Source organism: Actinoplanes nipponensis (assembly GCF_016862275.1).
GTDB classification, from domain to species: domain Bacteria; phylum Actinomycetota; class Actinomycetes; order Mycobacteriales; family Micromonosporaceae; genus Actinoplanes; species Actinoplanes nipponensis.
Map to the genome: position 1 here is coordinate 1 of NZ_BOMQ01000110.1, position 2,656 is coordinate 2,656.

The following is a 2,656-nucleotide window of genomic DNA, read 5'->3' on the forward strand; positions in this document are numbered from 1 at the left end:
GGACATCCAACTCGGCATAGGTCAACACGACACCGCCGCACTCCACCGCCACCGCATCCGGCGTGCGCGCCACCTGCTCGGCCAGCAACTCCACCAGGGACCGGTCCGGGGTCCGGCTCGCCGTGTCGTTCCATGCGCGCAGCAGGCGGTCGCGTTCGGCCGGGTCGAGGACGTCGAGCTCGCTGAGCGGGGCGTCGGGGGTCGCGACGACCGCGCGCAGGGTCCGCTGGAGACGCTCGATGAGCAGGCCGGCGGTGCCGCGGTCGTACAGGTCGGTGCTGAACTCCAGGACGCCGGCGAGGCCGCCGGGACGGTCGGCGAAGGCGAACGACAGGTCGAACTTGCCGGCGCCGGTGTCGGTGCCCTCGCGGGTGACCGTCAGATGTGGCAGCCGCCCGAATGCCTCGTCGACGGCGCCCGGGTCGGTGTTGTTGAGGGTGAGCAGCACCTGGAACAGCGGGTGCCGGGCCAGTGACCGCTGCGGGTTCAGCTCCTCGACCAACCGCTCGAACGGCAGATCCTGATGCGCGTACGCCGCCAGATCCGTCTCGCGGACCCGGGACAGCAGTTCCGCGAAGGTCGGGTCGCCGGTGGTGTCGGTCCGCAGCACCAGGGTGTTGATGAACACCCCGATCAGGTCCTCGACCGCCTCATCGGTACGCCCCGCGACCGGCGTGCCGATCGGGATGTCGGTGCCCGCACCCAGCTTGGTCAGCAGCGTCGCCAGGGCGGCCTGCAGCACCATGAACGGGCTCGCACCCAACCGCCGGGCCAACGCACTCACCTCGGCGTAGACGTCGGCCGGCACGTCGAAGTCGATGCGCTCACCGCGGTAGGAGGCGACGGCAGGACGCGGCCGGTCGGTGGGCAGCTCCAACTGCTCGGGCAGCCCGTCCAGGGTCTGCTTCCAAAAGTTCAACTGCCGGCCGAGTTCACCCGCATCCAGGATCTTGTGCTGCCACAAGCTGTAATCGGCGTACTGCACCGGCAACGGCGACCACGACGGCGACCCACCGGCCACCCGAGCCGCATACGCGGTCACCAGATCCCGAGCCAACGGCCCCCGCGACCACGCGTCACTGACGATGTGATGCGTCAGCACCAGCAACACGTGCTCGTCCGCGCCAACGGTGTACAGCGTGGCGCGGATCGGGGGCTGCGTCGCGAGGTCGAAGCCGCGGCGGGCCTCGGCCCGCAGCTGCTCCGGCAGGGCGCTCTCGCTGCTGGTCACCACGGTGAGCGGCGGCTCGATCCGGTCCAGCACGACCTGGTACGGGCCCGCCGCGTCCTCGCCGAACACGGTCCGCAGGCTCTCGTGGCGGCCGATCACGTCGCCGAGGGCGGCGCGCATCGCCTCCGGGTCGACCGGGCCGGACAGGCGCAGGGCCATCGGCTGGTGGTAGGTGGCGCTCGCCCCCTCGAACTGGTGCAGGAACCACAGGCGCTGCTGGCCGTACGAGAGCGGGATGCGCTCCGGCCGCGGCCGGGCCACCACCCGGATCCGGGCGGCGGCGCCGTCGTCGAGGGCCGTGGCGAGGCCGGCAACGGTCGGCGTCTCGAACAGCTGCCGGACGCCCACCTCGACGTCCAGCACCGAACGGATCCGGCTGATCAGCCGGGTGGCCAGCAGCGAGTGCCCGCCCAGGGCGAAGAAGTCGTCGTCGATACCGACCCCGTGGACGCCGAGCACCTCGGCGAACAATCCGCAGAGCAGTTCCTCGCGCGGGTTCCGGGGACGGCGACCCTCGGCCTCCGCGCCGTAGTCGGGCGCGGGCAGCGCCCGGCGGTCGAGCTTGCCGTTCGGCGTCAGCGGGAAGGCGTCCAGGGACACGAACGCCGACGGGACCATGTACTCCGGCAGCGACCGGGCGATGCGCTCGCGCAGGCCCGCCACCTCGCCGCGGACATAGGCCACCAGGCGCTGGTCGCCGGGCTGGTCCTCGCGAACGATGACGGCGGCCTGGGTGACGGCGGGATCGGCGGCCAGGACGGCCTCGATCTCGCCGGGTTCGATCCGGAACCCGCGCAGCTTGACCTGCCCGTCCGCGCGGCCCAGGTAGATCAGGTCACCGTCGGTGTTCCAGCGCACCAGGTCGCCGGTGCGGTAGAGGCGGCTGCCGGGCGCGCCGAACGGGTTGGCCACGAAGCGTTCCGCGGTCAGGCCCGGCCGCCGCCAGTAGCCACGGGCCAGCACGACGCCGGCCACGTACAGCTCGCCGCTGACGCCCGCCGGCACCGGTTGCAGCGTGGCGTCCAGGACGTACGCCTGGGTGTTCCAGAACGGGCGCCCGATCGGCACCGGTCCGGTCCCCAGCTCCTGCCCCGCCGCGATGTGGTGGTCGGTGCAGTTGACGGTCGCCTCGGTCGGCCCGTACGCGTTGACCAGCGCCACATCCGGATGCGCGGCCCGCCACGACCGGATCACCTCACCGGTCAACGCCTCCCCGCCGGTGACCAGCGTGCCCGACGGCGACACCTCGGCGGGCAACGCCTCCAGCAGGGCCAGGTGCGAGGGCGTCACCTTCATGAAGGTGGGCCGGGCCGTGGTCGCCTCGGTGAGGTCATCCAGCACGACGCGGCCGCCGGAGACCAGCGGCGTGTACAGGGCCGTGACGGTCAGGTCGAACGACACCGACGAGTGCAGCAACGCCACGCC

At 72.3% G+C, this 2,656-nt stretch carries 1 protein-coding gene; it reads right to left on the bottom strand.

Going from position 1 to position 2,656, the window contains the following annotated elements:
- Positions 1–2,656: condensation domain-containing protein (locus tag Ani05nite_RS40660; RefSeq protein WP_203777555.1), on the bottom strand; the 2,656-nt coding region annotated here is incomplete at both ends.